The 17,774-nt window shown below is 64.2% G+C and carries 11 protein-coding genes and 1 tRNA gene; 2 read left to right on the forward strand and 10 right to left on the reverse strand.

Annotation, left to right across the window (positions count from 1 at the left end):
• Positions 1–13: 13 nt before the first annotated feature.
• The 3 genes from ACFVWT_RS17230 to ACFVWT_RS17240 all read right to left on the reverse strand — a co-directional run bounded on the left by ACFVWT_RS17230 (position 14) and on the right by ACFVWT_RS17240 (position 3,157).
• A complete protein-coding gene (locus tag ACFVWT_RS17230; RefSeq protein ID WP_390249957.1) occupies positions 14–925 on the reverse strand; it encodes a helix-turn-helix domain-containing protein in 912 nt (303 codons plus the stop codon).
• Positions 926–1,042: 117 nt separating this feature from the next.
• Complete coding sequence (gene catA, locus ACFVWT_RS17235) at positions 1,043–1,891, reverse strand: catechol 1,2-dioxygenase (RefSeq protein WP_390249959.1); 849 nt, start codon at positions 1,889–1,891, stop codon at positions 1,043–1,045.
• 294 nt (positions 1,892–2,185) lie between these two features.
• Entirely contained in the window at positions 2,186–3,157 is a 972-nt protein-coding gene (locus ACFVWT_RS17240) for an aldo/keto reductase (protein WP_390249961.1), read from the reverse strand.
• Between the two features lie 146 nt (positions 3,158–3,303).
• Here ACFVWT_RS17240 and ACFVWT_RS17245 point away from each other — a divergent pair, with 146 nt between their 5' ends.
• Positions 3,304–3,921 carry a TetR/AcrR family transcriptional regulator gene (locus tag ACFVWT_RS17245; protein WP_390249963.1) on the forward strand — a complete coding sequence of 206 codons (618 nt, stop codon included), beginning with the start codon at positions 3,304–3,306 and terminating at the stop codon, positions 3,919–3,921.
• Between the two features lie 1,451 nt (positions 3,922–5,372).
• On the opposite strand, the gene ACFVWT_RS17250 is transcribed toward ACFVWT_RS17245, so the two are convergent.
• Positions 5,373–5,454, reverse strand: a tRNA-Leu gene (locus ACFVWT_RS17250).
• A 207-nt stretch (positions 5,455–5,661) separates the two neighbouring features.
• Here ACFVWT_RS17250 and ACFVWT_RS17255 point away from each other — a divergent pair.
• Complete coding sequence (locus tag ACFVWT_RS17255; RefSeq protein WP_011691554.1) at positions 5,662–6,267, forward strand: ANTAR domain-containing response regulator; 606 nt, start codon at positions 5,662–5,664, stop codon at positions 6,265–6,267.
• 166 nt (positions 6,268–6,433) lie between these two features.
• Here ACFVWT_RS17255 and pyk read toward each other — a convergent pair whose 3' ends face one another.
• The 6 genes from pyk to trpB form a co-directional block, all read right to left on the reverse strand.
• Complete coding sequence (gene pyk / locus ACFVWT_RS17260; RefSeq protein WP_390249965.1) at positions 6,434–7,924, reverse strand: pyruvate kinase; 1,491 nt, start codon at positions 7,922–7,924, stop codon at positions 6,434–6,436.
• Positions 7,925–7,997: 73 nt separating this feature from the next.
• Complete coding sequence (locus ACFVWT_RS17265) at positions 7,998–9,455, reverse strand: glutamate synthase subunit beta (RefSeq protein ID WP_390249967.1); 1,458 nt, start codon at positions 9,453–9,455, stop codon at positions 7,998–8,000.
• Entirely contained in the window at positions 9,448–14,064 is a 4,617-nt protein-coding gene (gltB, locus tag ACFVWT_RS17270; protein WP_390249969.1) for a glutamate synthase large subunit, read from the reverse strand. Before gltB ends, ACFVWT_RS17265 begins: the two co-directional genes overlap by 8 nt.
• Before the next feature lie 262 nt (positions 14,065–14,326).
• Entirely contained in the window at positions 14,327–15,556 is a 1,230-nt protein-coding gene (gene lgt / locus ACFVWT_RS17275) for a prolipoprotein diacylglyceryl transferase (RefSeq protein ID WP_390249971.1), read from the reverse strand.
• Between the two features lie 3 nt (positions 15,557–15,559).
• Positions 15,560–16,378, reverse strand: coding sequence for a tryptophan synthase subunit alpha (trpA, locus tag ACFVWT_RS17280; protein WP_390249973.1), 819 nt, complete (start codon positions 16,376–16,378; stop codon positions 15,560–15,562).
• Positions 16,375–17,706, reverse strand: a complete 1,332-nt coding sequence (gene trpB, locus ACFVWT_RS17285) for a tryptophan synthase subunit beta (protein WP_390249975.1) — start codon at positions 17,704–17,706, stop codon at positions 16,375–16,377. Before trpB ends, trpA begins: the two co-directional genes overlap by 4 nt.
• Between the last annotated feature and the right edge of the window lie 68 nt (positions 17,707–17,774).

Below are 17,774 nucleotides of genomic sequence, written 5' to 3' on the forward strand. Positions count from 1 at the left end.
AAAGTCGTTCAGATCACATTGAGCGGTGAGCGTTCCGTGCCTCGCGGGGGGAAACGCCGTATGCGGCACGGAAGGCGCGACTAAACGACGACGGGTTGTCGAAACCACACCGGTGCGCCACCTCGGTGACCGAGACAGGTGCGGGTGACAGGAGGAGTTGGTACGCCACTTCCCGGCGGCGACGCATCAAAAATTCCCGGCAGGTTTCCCCTGTGCCCTCGAACAGCGCATGGAGGTAACGGATCGACACTGCATTTCCGTGAGCAATGTCGTCTACGGTAAGGCTGGAGTCGCCCAGCCGGGACTCGACAAAGGCTTTGATTTCCATGAGGCGGATCGTCTTTATGTCGAAGACGATGTTGGAGGATGCGCCGATAGCGGAAGCCAAAAGATCGACCGCTATCCGTCCCGCCATCGCCGCTGAGTCCTCGTCCAGATCCACCGCTCTTGTCGACGTATGCAACCAGTCAAACAACAGACGAAGGCTGGGCGTGCTATTCAAGGGGCGCCCGACAAGTGATTCAAGGCGCGGCAACGCCTCAAGGCAGAGCTGCCGGGGCATGAAGAGTGTTGTTTTTAGGAGAGGTCCCTCGCTGAAGCACTCTCCGGGCAATACTCCGTCCCACATGACCGCACTGCCTGGTCCCACAACTGCCTGTCTGCCCCCTTGTGAAAACACTTCCCGGCCGCGCCTTACCAATAGGACGGCTACGTAATCTCCGTCAGTTTGGCTGATTTCCCGCTGGCCGCGCCGCCCTGTCATGCCACCCAGCCGGCAGTCCACAGCCCATAGCCCACCAAATTCTGCCGCGCGGTGTTTCAACGCCGCGTCGCGAACCACATCCAACTGCCACGGCAGATGACTCGTTGAGAATTCGTCGACCATTTCGTCGTTAACTACGGGCATCGTTGTCACGGACGTCATGTGTCACTCCGTTTCCCTGCATCGGAGCAACCGCGGCAAAGTCGCCGGGTGGCAATAGTCCGACCACCCGACGACCGATGCCTTCGGAGGCTCCACCTTCCGATACGTGGAGTTGTATCAGTTCTCCGGATCGAGGACGAAGTCGTAGGTGACTTCCCGTCCCTTGCCGTCCGTGCGGTCGGTCGGCGCTAGGATCAGTTCCGGCTTGACGGCTGAAGCGATGTCGTCTGCGACGTGCTCATCACCCTGGAAGTACAACTGGGTGGTGATGAGTTGGTGACCCGGAGCCGAGACCTTCAGGTGCAGGTGGGCCGGACGCCAGGCGTGCCAGCCGGCCGCGGCGATTAGGGCACCACAAGCGCCGTCCGTCGGAATCTGGTACGGGGCCGGCTGAATGGTGTTGATCTGGAATTTGCCTTCGGCGTCGGCAATAACGGACCCGCGAAGGTTCCATTCAGGCAGGCCCGGCGCAAACTGGGAGTAGAACCCGAGGTCATCAGCGTGCCACAGCTCAATCAACGCGCCGGCCAGAGGCTGCCCGGCAACGCTCGTGACCTGGCCCTGGAACAGCAACGGCGTGCCCGACTCGTCATGCCGCATTGGCAGCGTGGCTGGTGAGTTTTGAACGGGCGCGTTCGGGATGTAGTAGGGGCCTTCGATGGTTCCTTTGGAGCCGTGCCGGTTGGCGTTGGCAACTTCTTCGACCGAGTGCTCCACCCAGACGTCAAGAAAGAGCGGCCATTCGCCGTCCTCACCGACCTGAATCAGCCAGGCTTTGAGAGCGTTGTACTCGTCATAACTGACTTTTTCCTCGATCACGGTTTCGTTGATAGCTTTGATTATCCTGCCGGCGAGGGCGCTCACGCGTTCCTTGCTGGTTGCTGCGTTGACGTGCTTGTTTTCCCTGAAGCGGGCAGTTGCGCCTGCACCTGAGGCGGCTGCGGTTGCCTGGGTTTCCGTGGTCACGGTGACTCCTTTGTCGTGGACATTTCGTCAAGGGTTTCTGCGTTGCCCTTCCGGGCAGCTACGGGTGGTTGGCATCACACAGTGTGCGCTTCATTCAAGGCTAGGCTTCCTATTTGTCGAACAGAAATACCTTTTCCAAAAAGATTGAAAGGTTTTGCATATCAGTTCGTCCCTTGGTAAGCACAGCCGCCTTGTCGTCCTGCAGCCCGCATGGGGATCCTTTACGGACACTGTTATGTGACACCTGTCTGGCCAAGAAGTGAGTTCTTCATCAGTGTTCCTTGTCTCTTCCGATCAGGACCTGGTCCCGGCGGTCAGCGCCGAGACCGCATCCAACTGTTCCTGGGTGAGCTCGACATCGGCGGCCGAGGCGTTGGCGCGGAGCTCCCCAACGGTCTCGGCTCCGACGATCACCGATGCAACGGCCGGGCGGGACAGCAGCCAGGCCAGCGAGACCTGCTGCATTTCCAACTCCCACTCGCGGGCCAGCCGGTCGAGCTTGCGGGCGACCGCGATCTCGGACTCCGAATAACCGGGTCCTCCGTAGCGCTTGCCTCCGGCGATCGGGCGGTCCAGCACCGACAGGTCGGCCAACAGGCCACCATGCAGCGGCGCGTAGGGAATGATCGACAGTCCGAACCGCACGCACTCGCCACTGAGCTCGTTCTCGACGCTTCGGTCCAGGAGGCTGTACATCACCTGCGCGGCCACGGGAGCGGACACCAGCCGACGGTCATCGGCGATCCACAGCGACTCGGTCACCTGCCACGCTGGATGGTTGGACAAGGCGACATAGCGCAGCTTCCCCTGCCGGATCAGATCATCGTAAACGGCGAGTGTCTGTTCCAGGGGCGTGTTCGGATCCGGGAAATGCGCGTAATAGAGGTCGATGCGGTCAGTACGCAGCCGACGCAGGCTCTGCTCGACCTGCTGAATGATGTACCGGCGCGAGAGACCGGCATCCGGGTCGAAGCGGCGCTCCCCCGACTTCGTGGCCAGCACCACCTCGTCCCGATGACCGGCGAGGGCACGACCGAGGATCTCCTCCGCGGACTCGCGCTCTGAGGCGGGCGGGGCCCCGGGCCGGTCGAACGTCGGGGTCGAGCCGTAGACGTCAGCGGTGTCGAAGAAGTTGATGCCCAGATCCAGGGCTGCTCCTACGACTCCATCAGCTTCGTTTGCGCTCGGTGCCACGCCGAAAGTCGCCGTACCCACGCAGATGCGGGACACACGCACGCCGGTCGGGCCGAGAACGGAGTACTTCATCTAAAGGATTCCCATCTGCGAGTTTCGGGACCGGGCTGACACGTGCAGCCATCTGTCTGGACGCCCCGGACGGCTACAGGCCGTGTTCGAATTTAAACACTAACCGATTGGTTATATTTAGGCAACGGTCATGAGAAAGTAGTGGCATGCCAGAAAGCGCGCAAACCAGAACACGGGGCCCCTACCGCACAGGAATCCGCCGGCGCGAGCAGCTCGTCGGCATCGCCATGGACGTCTTCGGCGAACACGGCTTCGCCGGCGGCTCCCTCCGCACGATCGCCGAACAGGCCGGGGTCAACCACGCCACCCTGATCCAGCGCTTCGGCAGCAAGGAAGGCCTGCTCACGGCCGTGCTGGAAGAATGGGACCGACGGACCGTGGACAACGGACTCACAGACGTCAGCGGCCTGGACTACTTCCGGCGGCTGCCAGACGTCATGTCCGCCCACCAGGACAACCGCGGCCTACTCGAGCTATTCACGACCATCGCAGCCGAGGCCTCCAACACGGCCCACCCGGGGCACGCGTTCATCACCCAGCGCTACATCGCAAACCTGGGCACCCTCTCAGCGCATTTGCAAGAAGCCGTCGAGGCCGGGGATATCGCCCCCCTCTCCCCTGCGCAGATCGAGGTCGAGGTGCGGCTACTCACCGCCATGATGGACGGCATCGGTCTACAATGGCTCCTCAACCCCGAAACCGACATACGCGCCAGCGTCTCGACTTATGTCGAACGAGCCATCGCTGCCTGGGGAGGCAAGTGATGCCCGGCACTTAAAACGGCCGCCGAGAAGTGCGTGCGACGGCACGCCGCCGGCCGTCATTCAGTCTCCAGAAATCTGAAGAATCAGGGTTGCCTGCCCGCCTCACCCAACGATCAGCCTCCGTCGGAGGCGTTGCACGCCGGAAGACCAAACCAAGTTGGAACACACCCCAACCGGACGTCAGCAGGTTGCCAGGGGTCGTCCGAATAGAGTTAATTCTGCTTTTCTGACGAGGGGTGGGCAAACTCTTAGACCGCAACCTGAGACCTGACTCGTCCCTGGCGGCACCGCGACACCGCGACACCGCGACACCGCGACACCTGGCAGGATATGGGCGTCTCCCATAGGTGCCAGGTCAAGGGTTCGACGGAGCCGTTCGGCTTGATGTCACAGTTGTCATTCTGATCCCCATCATCGCTGGGCGGTTCCTCCGCGCAACCAGGGCGCTATGCGCCGCTCACGATCCAAAGTTTCGTTCGGCGCCCCTCCGTCGCTTATTTCCTCTCGAAACGTTGAACCGCTCCCTGTCCCCCAAGTTGCGTTCCGGACCTCGCAACCCAGCGGTGACTCCATGTATCAGAACGACGCCCAAATCTGACAGACACATCCGGTCCCGGCAGCGACCCAGCAGCCTCGTCCACAACGCCAGTGCCGCCAGCATGCTCCTCGCCGTGTCACCGGAACGACCTTCGGTGACCAGCCCGCCTCTGAGGGCCGCGGAAGCCGCCCCATCTACCGCAAGTCTGAGCGGGACGCCTTTCCTAGCGGCAACGGCGCCGATCCTATGCATCGGAGGAAAACGATAGTCGCGCGTCCAACGATGGACGGGTCTTACGGATCAACCAAAACCTGCCCCCGGAAGGAGAGTCCGGATCCCACACACCTTCACCCTGACGACGGATCCTAGGTCAGCCACAGGTGGGCCCAAAAGGCATTCCGGCTGAACCCCGGGCGTCCTAGGAAATCCTACGATCCGGACCGCAAAGTCATGTCGCCTGCAACAGCCGACTTTATAAAGTGGTGAAGGCAGAACCATGAGCAAGGGACCAAAATGAGGGCCCCAAAGCCGCCCGTGCACAAAAGTGTGCACAATGTGCACACCCCTTTGCCCGGACAAACACGCGATGAGCGCACGCTACCTGGCTCGCAGAAGGCAGCTATCGAGGAAGATCCTCGAAGAAAGTTCGTCTTGGTCATGTCGTCACCACAACTCCTGGCCATGAACGAGTGAAGGCCAACAACCGGCCACCGGAAACAGCAAGAAGGGACGCCACATAGCCCTAGATCCCAGCAGGCGGAGGACCCACCACCAAGAATCCTGACCCCGCCACCCACACAACCAAACAGGCCTCCGCGGCGCCAGGCACAAACCGCGGACAACGTCGGAGGGACCCGCCGAGTCAAAATGTCCACACATTAAAGCAAAAACCCCTCTGAGGAGAGGTTATGCGTGCCCGAGGTGGGACTCGAACCCACACACCTTTCGATACCGCATTTTGAGTGCGGCGCGTCTGCCAATTCCGCCACTCGGGCGCGGATTACACGGAAGTAACAATCTTAGGCTCACAGCAGCGTTGTGAGCAACGCGATCGCTTCCAGTGCGCGGAATTACTCTACATGCAGATAGGCTGAATTCCAGAATCGCGCCAGTGACGCCGCAACGAACCCAAGCAGTTCCAAGTACAACGGCGGGCACAACTAAGATGGACTAGTTCCCGCCGTACCTTTCAAGGAGTTCCCGTGTCAGAACAGACGGAGTCAAACCCCAACACCCAGCCGGCGCGCCGCGTTATTGTCGCCGAGGACGAGACCCTTATCCGCCTGGACATCATCGAAATCCTCCGGGGCGAGGGCTATGACGTCATCGGCGAAGCGGACAACGGCGAGAAGGCCGTCCAGCTCGCCGAGGAACTCAAGCCTGACCTCGTCCTGATGGACGTCAAGATGCCCGTCATGGACGGCATCTCGGCAGCCGAGAAGATCGTCAAGGCCCGTATCGCCCCCGTAGTCCTCCTGACGGCCTTCAGCCAGAAGGAACTCGTGGAGCGCGCCCGCGACGCCGGCGCCATGGCCTACGTGGTCAAGCCGTTCACGCCCGCGGATCTCATCCCCGCCCTGGAAATCGCGCTCTCCCGCCATGAGGAGATCAAGGCCCTCGAAAACGAGGTCTCGGACCTCCAGGAGCAGTTCGCCACCCGCAAGCTCGTAGAGCGCGCCAAGAGCCTGCTCACCACCAAGATGGGCCTCACCGAGCCTGAGGCCTTCCGTTGGATCCAGAAGACGTCCATGGACCGCCGCCTCAGCATGCGCGAGGTTGCCGAAACCATCATCAACCAGGTCAACTAGCAACAGCGGTCCGGCAGGCAACGTACGACGGCGGCCTGCCGGGCTGCTTGCCCGCCGGCACCAGCTGCCGTCGAGCAGTTAGAGACAAAAAGGGAGGATCCCCGCCAACCGGCGGGGATCCTCCCTTTTGTCCTGCGTGCGGCTCGCGCCGCACGCAGGGGACATACTAGGCCTTCTTCTTCTTTTCCGGCCAGGGACCGAGCTTTTCCTTGTTGCTGACGCCTTCACCGGAGCGGCCGGTGTCGGTCAGGTCGCCCACCTTGTGCACCTTCAGCGAGTTGGTCGAACCGGCCTTTCCGGGAGGGGAACCGGCAGCGATGACCACCAGGTCGCCGTCTTCCACCAGGTTCAGTTCCAGCAGGCTGCGGTCCACCTGGGCGGTCATTTCGTCGGTGTGGTCCACCATGGGAACCAGGACCGGCTGGATGCCCCAGGTCAGTGCAAGCTGGTTCCACACGTGCTCCACCGGAGTGAACGCGAAGACCGGCCGGACCGGACGCAGCCGGGAAAGGCGGCGTGCCGAGTCACCGGACTGGGTGAATGCACAGATGTACTTGGCATCCAGCTGGTCGGCGATCTCGACGGCGGCGCGGGTGATGGCGCCGCCACGGGTCTTGGGCTTGGTGCCCAGCGGGGGGACCCGCTCGAGGCCGTGGACCTCGGTGGATTCGATGATCCGGGCCATGACCTTGACGGTTTCGATCGGGTACTTGCCCACGCTCGTCTCGCCGGAGAGCATCACTGCGTCGGCGCCGTCGAGCACTGCGTTGGCGCAGTCCGAAGCCTCCGCACGGGTGGGGCGCGGGTTGTCGATCATGGACTCAAGCACCTGGGTGGCCACGATGACCGGTTTGGCCCAGCGGCGGGCCAGTTCGATGGCTCGCTTCTGGACGATCGGCACCTCTTCGAGGGGCAGCTCCACGCCGAGGTCGCCACGGGCCACCATGATGGCGTCAAACGCATCGATGATCTCGTGGAGCTGGTCAACAGCCTGCGGCTTCTCGATCTTCGCGATCACGGGCACGCGGCGTCCCTCTTCGTCCATGATTTCGTGGACGCGCTTGATGTCCGAGGCGTCACGCACGAAGGAAAGGGCAACCATGTCCACGCCGCGGCGCATGGCCCAGCGCAGATCGTCCTCGTCCTTTTCGCTCAGGGCGGGGACGTTGACGGCAACACCGGGCAGGTTGATGCCCTTGTTGTTGGAAACCATGCCGCCGACAGTCACCTGGGCGACCACCTTGACGTCGTCGACCTCAAGCGCCCGCAGGGCGACCTTGCCGTCGTCGATCAGCAGCGCATCGCCGACGTTGACGTCGTCGGTCAGGCTCTTGAGCGTGGTGGAGCAGATGTCCTTGGTGCCCGGGACGTCTTCGGTGGTGATGGTGAAGATGTCGCCGACAGCCAGCTCGTGCGGGCCGTCAACAAAGCGGCCCAGGCGGATCTTGGGGCCTTGGAGGTCAGCCATGATGGCCACGGGCTTGCCGAGCTGCTTCGAGGCCCGGCGGACGTTCTCGTACGTCACGTCGTGTACCGAGTAGTCGCCGTGGCTCATGTTCATGCGGGCAACATCCACGCCGGCTTCAACAACTGCGAGGGTGTTCTCGAAGCTGGAAATAGCCGGTCCGAACGTTGCCACGATTTTTGCGCGTCTCATATACCTACCCTATTGGTCTGTTTCTGGAATGGAGTTGTACCGCAGGTGAACTTCCGTGGTCCCCCGTTTGTGACTAGAGAACGGCGATCGCCCGGTCGGTTGGGGCAACCGGGGCAGGCAGGATCGTGGTTCCCATCAGGAATTTGTCTACCGCCGCGGCGCAGGCACGGCCTTCGGCGATGGCCCACACGATGAGCGACTGGCCGCGGCCGGCGTCACCGGCAACGAACACACCCTCGGTGTTGGTCATGTAGTAGCCGTCACGCGCCACGTTCCCGCGGCCATCGAATTCGGCGTGGACCTGATCGGTGATGCCGGCAGGTTCCGCACCGGTGAAGCCCAGGGACAGGAACACCAGGTCCGCGGGAATGATCCGCTCGGTGCCGGCCTTGGGAAGCCGCTTGCCGTCCACGAATTCGGTCTCAGCAACCTTAACGCCGGTGAGCTTGCCGTTTTCGCCAACGAACTCCACCGTGGAGGCCAGGTATGTCCGCTCGCCGCCCTCTTCGTGCGCACTCGCCACCTCGAAAAGCGTGGGGAAAGTGGGCCAGGGCTGGTTCGGGGTGCGTTCCACGGACGGCTGCTTGCCGATCGCCAGTGTGGTCACAGACGCGGCGCCGTGGCGATGCGCGGTACCGAGGCAGTCGGCCCCCGTGTCTCCGCCGCCCAGGATTACCACGTGCTTGCCCTTGGCATGGATCTGGTTCTCCACCTGCTCCCCCGCCACCACGCGGTTGGCGGGAACGAGGTAATCCATGGCGAAGTGGACGCCTTCGAGCTCGCGGCCCGGAATGGGCAGGTCGCGCGGCACGGTGGCACCGGTGGCAACCACCACGGCGTCGTAACGCCGACGGAGCTGCTCCCAGGTCACGTCAGTACCAACAGCGACTCCGGTCCGGAAACGGGTGCCTTCGGCCTTCATCTGCTCAAGGCGGCGGTCAACCTGTTCCTTCTCCATCTTGAAGTCGGGGATGCCGTAGCGCAGGAGCCCGCCGATCTTGTCGTCGCGCTCGTACACCGCAACGGTGTGACCCACACGCGTCAGCTGCTGGGCAACGGCCAGGCCGGCCGGGCCGGAGCCCACCACTGCCACGGTCTTGCCCGTCAGGCGGGTCGGCGGCAGCGGATTGACCCAGCCGTTGTCGAAAGCCTGATCGATGATGGAAACCTCAACCTGCTTGATGGTCACCGCAGGCTGGTTGATCCCCAGCACGCAGGACGCCTCACAGGGAGCCGGGCAAAGGCGGCCGGTAAACTCCGGGAAGTTGTTGGTGGCATGCAGCCGCTCAATCGCTTCCTCACCCTTGTCCCGCCACACGAGGTCGTTCCACTCGGGAATCAGGTTGCCCAGCGGGCAGCCCTGGTGGCAGAACGGCACGCCGCAGTCCATGCAGCGGCCGGCCTGGCTCTTCAGGACACCCTTTTCCTGGGCCTCGTAAACTTCCTTCCAGTCCATGATGCGGACGGGAACAGGACGGCGCGGCTGGGTTTCACGCTGACGTACTTTCAGAAATCCGCGTGGATCAGCCACCGGTCACCTCCAGGATTCGAGACCATACTTCTTCGCCATCGGGGTCCAGGCCCTCTTCGATCGCGTCAAGGCGTGTCTGCAATACGGCCGCGTAGTCGCGCGGCAGGACTTTGGTAATGCGGGCTGCGGTGTCGTCGAAGTTTTCCAGCAACCGCTCGGCGTGCAGCGATTCGGTTTCCTCAACATGCTTGACCAGCAGGCCGTGGACAATGTCGCGGTCCTCGGCGTCCAGTTCGCGCAGCTGCAGTTCGCCGGACTCCAGCGCCTGCTTGTTCACGCGGGTGGTCCGCAGGTCCAGCACGTAGGCCGTTCCGCCGGACATGCCCGCACCGAAGTTACGGCCCGTGCGGCCAATGATCAGCGTCTGGCCGCCGGTCATGTACTCGCAGCCGTGGTCGCCGATGCCTTCGACAACCGCGGTGGCGCCGGAGTTGCGGACCAGGAATCGTTCGCCCACCTGGCCCCGAAGGAACATCTCGCCGCTGGTGGCACCGTAACCGATCACGTTGCCGGCGATCACGTTGCTCTCCGCCTGGAACACGTTGGTCCGGTCCGGGCGGACGATGATGCGGCCGCCGGAAAGACCCTTGCCCACGTAGTCGTTCGAATCACCGAACATGCGCAGCGTAATACCGGCGGGCAGGAAGGCGCCCAGTGACTGGCCGGCAGTGCCGGTCAGCGTGATGTCGATCGTGTCCGTCGCCAGTACGTCCGTACCGAACGTCTTGGTGACGGTGTGGCCCAGCATGGTGCCCACGGAGCGGTCCGTGTTGATGACGTCCACCGCAATCTTCACCGGGCTGCGGTCTGTCAGCGCCTCGGCGGCCATGGTGATCAGTCGCTGGTCGAAGTGCTTGTCCAGCTCGTGGTTCTGGCCGGTCAGGTTGCGCAGCGGGGCGTCGTCGTCGAACTCGAGTCCGTGCAGGATCGGGTCCAGGTCCAGCCCTTCGGCCTTCCAGTGGTTGATCGCCTCACGGGTATCCAGCATCTCGGCGTGGCCGATCGCCTCTTCGATGCTCCGGAAACCGAGCTCGGAGAGGATCTCACGGACTTCCTCCGCGAGGAACTCGAAGAAGTTCACCACGAACTCCGGCTTGCCGCTGAAGCGGGCCCGCAGCTCGGGATTCTGCGTGGCAACGCCCACCGGGCAGGTGTCCAGGTGGCAGACGCGCATCATGATGCAGCCTTCCACCACCAGCGGTGCCGTGGCGAACCCGAATTCCTCGCCGCCGAGCAGCGCGGCGATCACGACGTCGCGGCCGGTCTTCAGCTGCCCGTCCACCTGCACCACCACGCGGTCGCGCAGGCCGTTGAGCATCAGGGTCTGCTGGGTCTCTGCGAGCCCCAGTTCCCACGGAACACCGGCATGCTTGAGCGAGTTCAGCGGCGAGGCGCCGGTACCGCCGTCGTGACCGGAAACCAGTACGACGTCGGCCTTCGCCTTGGTGACACCGGCGGCAACTGTGCCGATGCCCACCTCGGAGACGAGCTTGACGTGCACCCGGGCCGAAGGATTGGCGCGCTTGGCATCGTAGATCAGCTGCGCCAAGTCTTCGATCGAGTAGATGTCGTGGTGCGGGGGCGGCGAAATGAGTCCGACGCCGGGGGTTGAATGGCGCGTGCGGGCAACCCAGGGGTACACCTTCTGCGCCATCAGCTGGCCGCCTTCGCCGGGCTTGGCGCCCTGCGCCATCTTGATCTGAATGTCGTCGGCGTTGGTCAGGTACAGGCTCGTGACGCCGAAGCGGCCCGAGGCGATCTGCTTGACGGCCGAGCGGCGCTCGGGATCCAGCAGGCGGTCAACGTCCTCGCCGCCTTCACCGGTGTTGGACTTGCCGCCCAGCCGGTTCATGGCGATCGCGAGTGTTTCGTGGGCTTCCTTCGAGATGGACCCGTAGCTCATCGCACCGGTGGAGAAGCGCTTGACGATGCTGGAGACGGGCTCCACTTCTTCGAGCGGAACCACGGGACGGGCACCGGTCTTGAACTTCAGCAGGCCGCGGAGGGTCATGAGGTTCTCGGACTGGTCGTCCACGCCGCGGGTGTACTGCTTGAAGATGTCATAGCGGCGTTCACGCGTGGCGTGCTGCAGCCGGAACACGGTCTCCGGGTTGAACAGGTGCGGCTCGCCGTCACGGCGCCACTGGTATTCGCCGCCGCCCAGCAGCGGACGGTGCGGCTGCTCGATGCCGCCTTCCGGGTAGGCCATCTGGTGACGTGCGGACACTTCAGCGGCGATGACGTCGAGTCCGACGCCACCGAGCTGGGAGTGCGTGCCGGCGAAGAATTCGTCCACTAGTTCCTGGCCGAGGCCAAGGGCTTCGAACGTCTGCGCACCGGTGTAGGAGGCAACCGTCGAGATGCCCATCTTGGACATGATCTTCAGGACGCCCTTGCCGAGGCCCTTGATCAGGTTGTAGACGCCGTCCTGCGGAGTCACGCCAACAACATCGCCGCTGCTGATGAGCTGCTCCACGGATTCCATGGCCAGGTACGGGTTCACGGCGGAGGCACCGTAGCCGATCAGGACTGCCACGTGGTGCGTCTCGCGGACGTCGCCGGCCTCGACCACCAAGGCGGTCTTGGTCCGGTTGGCGCTGCGCAGCAGGTGGTGGTGTACGGCGCTGACCAGCAGCAGCGACGGGATGGGCGCCCACTGCGCGTTCGAATCACGGTCCGAAAGCACCACATACTGAACGCCGCGGTTGATGGCGCCGGAAACCTGCTCGCAGATTTCCGTCAGGCGGGCACGCAGGGCGTTTTCGCCGCCTTCGGGCCGGTACAGGCCGCGGACCTTCATGGCGACCCTGTCGCCGTCGGGGGTTTCGATGTTGGCGATCTTGGCGAGCTGGTCGTTGTTGATCACCGGGAACGGCAGCGAAACCTGCGGCTGCCGGACCTGCTTGGTGTCCAGCAGGTTGCCGTTCGGGCCGATGGCGCACATGAGTGAGGTGACCAGCTCTTCGCGGATGGCGTCCAGCGGCGGGTTGGTGACCTGCGCGAAAGACTGCACAAAGTAGTCGAAGAGGAGCCTCGGGCGCTTGGACAGCACAGCCACGGGAGTGTCCGAACCCATGGCGCCGAGGGGCTCGGCACCGGTGCGTGCCATCGGGCCCAGCAGGATCTTCAGTTCTTCGGTGGTGTAGCCGAAGGTCCGCTGGCGGATGTTCACGGATGCGGCCGTGTGCACCACGTGCTCGCGTTCCGGCAGGTCATTGAGGTCGATCAGGTTGTCCTTGACCCACTCCGCCCACGGGTTGGCGGCGGCGACTTCAGCCTTGACCTCTTCATCGTCGATGATCCGGCCGGCCTCGGTGTCCACCAGGAACATCTTGCCCGGGGAAACGCGGCCCTTCTTGACCACCTTGGAAGGTTCGACGTCGATGACGCCCACCTCCGAGGCAAACACCACCAGTCCGTCTTCTGTGATCCAGTAGCGGCCGGGGCGCAAGCCGTTGCGGTCAAGCGTTGCGCCCACCAGGCTGCCGTCGGTGAAGGAGACGGCGGCAGGGCCGTCCCACGGTTCCATCAGCAGGGAGTGGTATTCGTAGAACGCCTTGCGGGCGGGATCCATCGTGGCGTGGTTTTCCCAGGCCTCGGGGATCATCATCATGATCGAGTGCGTGATGGGGCGTCCGGAAAGCCACAGCAGTTCGGCCACTTCATCGAACGACGCCGAGTCGGAGGCGCCCGGGGTGCAGATGGGGTACAGCTCCTCGGGCGAATCACCCAGCAGCGGGTTGGCCAGCTGGGACTGGCGTGCACGCATCCAGTTCCGGTTGCCCTTGACGGTGTTGATTTCACCGTTGTGGGCGATGGTGCGGAACGGCTGGGCCAGGGGCCATGACGGGAACGTGTTGGTGGAGAAACGCGAGTGGACGATCGCGAGCTTGGTCTTGAAGCGCTTGTCCGAAAGGTCCGGGTAGAACGGCTCCAGCTGTGCGGTGGTCAGCATGCCCTTGTAGACGATGGTCCGGGAGGACAGCGACGGGAAGTACACGCCGAACTTGTTCTGGGCGCGCTTGCGGATGCGCCAGGCCCGGGAGTCCAGTTCGTTGCGCTCCAGCACTTCCCCGGTGCTGGAGGCAAAGAACGGCTGCGAGAAGTACGGCATGCAGGCACGCGCCATGGCGCCAACGAGGTCGGCCACGATCGGGACTTCACGCCAGCCGAGGACCGTGAGGCCCTCATCAGCCGCGAGCCCTTCGATGCCGGCCTTGGCGGCATCGGCTTCGCGCTGCTCCGCTGGCAGGAATGCCGTACCGGCGACGTATTGACCGGGTGCAGGAAGCTCAAACTCGGTGACGGCCCGGAAGAACTCGTCCGGGATCTGCATCAGCAGTCCGGCGCCGTCGCCCGTCCCCTCGTCGGCGCCCACGGCGCCGCGGTGCTCAAGGTTGCGCAGGGCTGTCAGGGCGGCGTCGACGATGTCATAGCCGGGCTCCCCGCGGAGCGTGGCAATGATGGCGAGGCCGCAGGCGTCCTTCTCCTGCTCCGGGTTGTAGAGCCCGCCGGCTTCCGGCAGCGCCGCAAACCGCTTGAACGGCGACATGGCAGCTGCCGGCTGGTTCGGTTCGGACCAACTGGGGCTGTGAAGAGTTTGGGTCATGGGAGACGTCCTTCCTCCTGATCGAGCGTATGGAAGGGACAACGTTGGCCCCACTCGCGGTGCCTGTGTGATGGGCACAACAAAGTGTTACTTACTGGAAATTGTAGGTCAGCCCGGCCTGCTGAACTAACAGTTACGCAGGCCCTGACCTGGGCTTGACCCGGCGGCAGCTCTGTGCTGACGGGAGGGGGCCCTGGTGCCACGACGCTGTGGGAACGGGCGCTGCGGGCGGTAGCCCTGCTGCCCGGTTTGCCGGCCCTGACTACTTGGTGCGGTCAGTGCCCGGCGCGGATCCGGAGTCCTGGTGCGCGGAGTCGCCGGCGGCCTGCGGGCCCTCGGCGGGCTTGGTGCCGACGGTTGGTTCCGTCACCGCTTCAGTTGGGGCGGAAGTGTGCCCCGGACCGCTTTGGTTATCAGGGAGATTATCACGGGACCCACTATCTGAGACACTCTTGTCCGAATGCCGGATGCTTTTGCCGTTCGCTGGAACAGCTGCCAGTTCGTCGTCTTCGCGGTCCCCGGCCTCGGCGGTACCGTCTTCGTCGGCCCCGGTGCCGCCGTCGGCATCGGCGTCGCCGTCTGTTACGGCCGGAACGTGGCCGGCAAGGTACGGGGTGTCCGGCTCGTCGCGCTTGCGGAGCCCGAGAACGATGAACACGATCAGCGCCGCAAGGAACACGAAAATGCTGGTCCAGACATTGAGGCGGGTGGTAATTCCGAACAGGCTGATCTGTTCGGCATCGTCGATCCGCATGGCCTCGATCCACACCCGGCCCAGGGTGTAGTACATGGCGTAGAGCCAGAACAGTCGGCCGCGGCGGAAGTTGAACTTCCGGTCCAGTGCCAGCAGGATCAGTACGCCCGCGATGTTCCACAGGGACTCATACAGGAACGTCGGGTGGAACAGGGTGTCGGCCGGCATCCCCGCAGGAAAGTTGGGATTGTCGGCGTCGATCTGGAGGCCCCACGGAAGGGTGGTGGGGCCGCCGAAGAGTTCCTGGTTGAAGTAGTTGCCCCAGCGTCCAAGAGCCTGGGCCAGCAGCAGCCCGGGAGCAGCGGCATCCAGGAACGCGGTCAGCTTGACGCCTGCGCGGCGGCAACCGATCCAGGCGCCCACGGCGCCGAGCAGGACGGCACCCCAGATCCCCAGTCCGCCGCGCTGGATCTGCGGAATCAGGGACAGGTCGCCCGTGCCGTCGAATCCGGGACCGAAGTACGCGTCCGGGGAAGAGAACACGTGGTACAGGCGCCCGCCGATGATGCCGAACGGGATCGCCCAGATGGCGATGTCCCACAGGCTGCCCTCCGGCGTTCCGCGCCTGGTCCAGCGGACCGACGTCAGCCACAGGCCAACGACGATTCCGGCCAGGATGCACAGCGCGTAAGCATGGATGCGCAGGGACCCCCACGGCAGCGGGATGTCGAACCCGGACCAATCCGGGCTCGGAATGCTGGCGGGGAGCATGGCCGCCGCGTGGAGGACAGTCTGCATTGGTTAGGCTTCTTCCCTGGTCAGGCCGGTACTGAGGTCTTTGGTCAGGGCGGCGACAGCGTCCACGCCGCCGTCGCGGATGGCTGCGACGAGTGCCGTGCCCACGATCACCCCGTCTGCGTAGGCCGCGATCTCGCGGACCTGCCCGGCGTTGGAAACTCCGAGGCCTACGCATACGCGTTCGGCACCTGCCGCATGCGCGGCGGCAACGACGCCTTCCGCTGCGCTGCTGACGGAGTTCCGGGCACCGGTGACGCCCATGATGGACACTGCGTAGACGAAGCCCCTGCTGGCATCCACCGTGCGCTTCATGCGCTCCGGAGAGGAGGACGGGGCGACGAGGAAGACCCGGTCCAGTCCGTACTTGTCCGAGGCAGCCATCCATTCGGAGGCTTCATCGGGAATCAGGTCCGGGGTGATGAGTCCGGCGCCCCCGGCCTCGGCCAGCTGGCGGGAGAACTCGTCCACGCCCATCCGGACTACAGGGTTCCAGTAAGTCATGACCAGGACGGCGGCGTCGGTCTTGCTGGTGATGCCTCGGACCACGTCGAACACCTGGCGGACGTGGAAACCCTTGGCGAGGGCCTCGGTGGTGGCGGCCTGGATGACCTGTCCGTCCATCACCGGGTCCGAGTAGGGGATCCCGATTTCGATCAGGTCGGCACCGTTCTCGGCCAGCGCGATGCCGGCTGCGATGGTGTCTTCCACGCTCGGGTAGCCGGCGGGCAGGTACCCGATGAGGGCGGCCCGCCCTTCGGCGCGTGCCTTGTCGATGGCCGCTGCCGATTTGCTGGTGCTGGTGATGTCCTGAACGCCGGTCACAGCTGTTCCCCTTCTTTGCCGATCTCGGCCTCGACAGAATCCTTGTCCAGCAGGTCGAACCATTCAGCAGCCGTGGCCACGTCCTTGTCGCCGCGGCCGGAGAGGTTTACGATCACGATCTTGCTGTCCGCCGGCTGGCCTTCAGCGGCAGCCTCGGCCGCGAGGCGCTGGCCCACCTTGATGGCGCCCGCCAGGGCGTGGGCCGATTCGATGGCCGGGATGATGCCTTCGGTCCGGCACAGGACCCGGAAGGCGTCCATGGCTTCGGCGTCGGTGATGGGTTCGTAGCTGACGCGGCCGATGTCCGAAAGGTAGGCGTGCTCCGGGCCGACGCCGGGATAGTCCAGGCCCGCCGAGATGGAGTGCGACTCGATGGTCTGCCCGTCGTCGTCCTGCATCAGGTACGAGCGCGCACCGTGGAGCACACCCGGCTTGCCCAGGCTGATGGTGGCGGCGTGGCGGCCTGTTTCCACGCCGTCGCCGCCGGCCTCGAACCCGTAAATCCGGACCGAAGGATCGTCCAGGAAGCCGTGGAAGATGCCGATCGCGTTGGAGCCGCCGCCGATGCAGGCGCAGACGGCATCCGGCAGCCGGCCGGCCTGTTCCAGGATCTGGGCCCGGGCTTCTTCGCCGATGACCTCGTGGAAGTACCGCACCATCGCCGGGAACGGGTGGGCTCCGGCAGCCGTGCCGAGCAGGTAGTGGGTGTGGTCCACGTTCGCGACCCAGTCGCGGAGCGCCTCGTTGATGGCATCTTTGAGGGTCCGCGAGCCGCTCGTTACCGGAATGACCGTGGCGCCCAGGAGCTCCATCCGGGCCACGTTCAGCGCCTGGCGCCGGCAGTCCTCGGCACCCATGTACACCACGCACTCGAGGCCCAGCAGGGCGGCGGCCGTTGCGCTGGCCACGCCGTGCTGGCCGGCCCCGGTCTCGGCGATCACCCGGGTCTTGCCCATGCGCTTGGCCAGCAGGGCCTGGCCCAGGACGTTGTTGATCTTGTGCGAACCGGTGTGGTTGAGGTCCTCGCGCTTGAGGAAGACGCGGACTCCCCCGGCGTGCTCCGCGAAGCGCTTCGCCTCCGTCAGCAACGAGGGCCGGCCTGAGTAGTTCTTGTTCAGGTCCTTGATCTGGGCGACGAATTCCGGGTCGGCCTTGGCCTTTTCGAATGTGTCTTCCAGCTCATCCAGGGCAGCGATAAGGGATTCGGGCATCCAGCGCCCGCCGTAGGAGCCGAAATACGGACCCGGCGCGTGGCGCAGGGACCGGTCTCCTTGCAGAAATGCGTCCGCGGTGCCCTCATCAGAGCCGGTTGTTGGCGCGTCGACCATCGGTCTCACCATCCTGTTCCACTGTTCATAAGAAAAATCGGGTGGCGCCCGGCTTCAGCAGACTGATG

This window comes from Arthrobacter sp. NPDC058288 (genome assembly GCF_042880995.1).
Lineage (GTDB): Bacteria > Actinomycetota > Actinomycetes > Actinomycetales > Micrococcaceae > Arthrobacter.